The following is a 712-nucleotide window of genomic DNA, read 5'->3' as shown; positions in this document are numbered from 1 at the left end:
TCAGTATTCTAACGTGATGGAGCAAATCAGTCCGATAATTCACGCTGATAACTTGAGTAATAAGTCTGTTTCAAACCCACCAGAAAAAATAACTGACAACAAAGCCTCTCGGTTGGAGCGCCGAAGGGAGTACCACAGGGAGTACCAAAGGGAGCGTCGCAAAGATCCCGCTTTCGCAGAGCGCGAAAGGCAGTACCACAGGGAGTACCAAAGGGAGCGTCGCAAAGATCCCGCTTTCGCAGAGCGCGAAAGGAAACGCCAAAGGGAGTACCAAAGGGAGTACCTAAGGGAGCGTCGCAAAGATCCCGCTTTCGCAGAGCGCGAAAGGAAACGCCAAAGGGAGCGTCGCAAAGATCCTGCTTTCGCAGAGTACCAAAGGGAGTACCAAAGGGAGTACCATAGGGAGTACCAAAGGGAGCGTCGCAAAGATCCTGCTTTCGCAGAGTACCAAAGGGAGTACCAAAGGGAGCGTCGCAAAGATCCCGTCCTCGCAGAGGGGCAAAGAATCTATATGAATACTTACAACAGAATCAAAAAACAAACCGCCAACAAGGAAGAAGCTTCAAAGCAAGCTAAGATCGCAAAAGAGCAGTATCTCCAGTCAATCCATTCAGCTGGAAACTCCGGTGAATTAACACTGACTTCTAATTCAGTTGAAACAAACCAGAGTCCCAGTAAAAATTCAGATGGCACTCTCCCTGCCACTTTTCAG

1 protein-coding gene is annotated in these 712 nt (G+C 49.0%); it reads left to right on the top strand.

All coding sequences use genetic code 11. From position 1 onward, the window contains the following. Positions 1-52: 52 nt before the first annotated feature. Positions 53-712: putative RNA-binding protein (locus J7439_RS25740; protein ID WP_209204909.1), on the top strand; the 660-nt coding region annotated here is incomplete at its 3' end.

It is taken from the genome of Salinisphaera sp. G21_0, assembly GCF_017744115.1.
Lineage (GTDB): Bacteria > Pseudomonadota > Gammaproteobacteria > Pseudomonadales > Endozoicomonadaceae > Endozoicomonas.
This window is presented reverse-complemented; position numbering and strand designations above follow the sequence as displayed.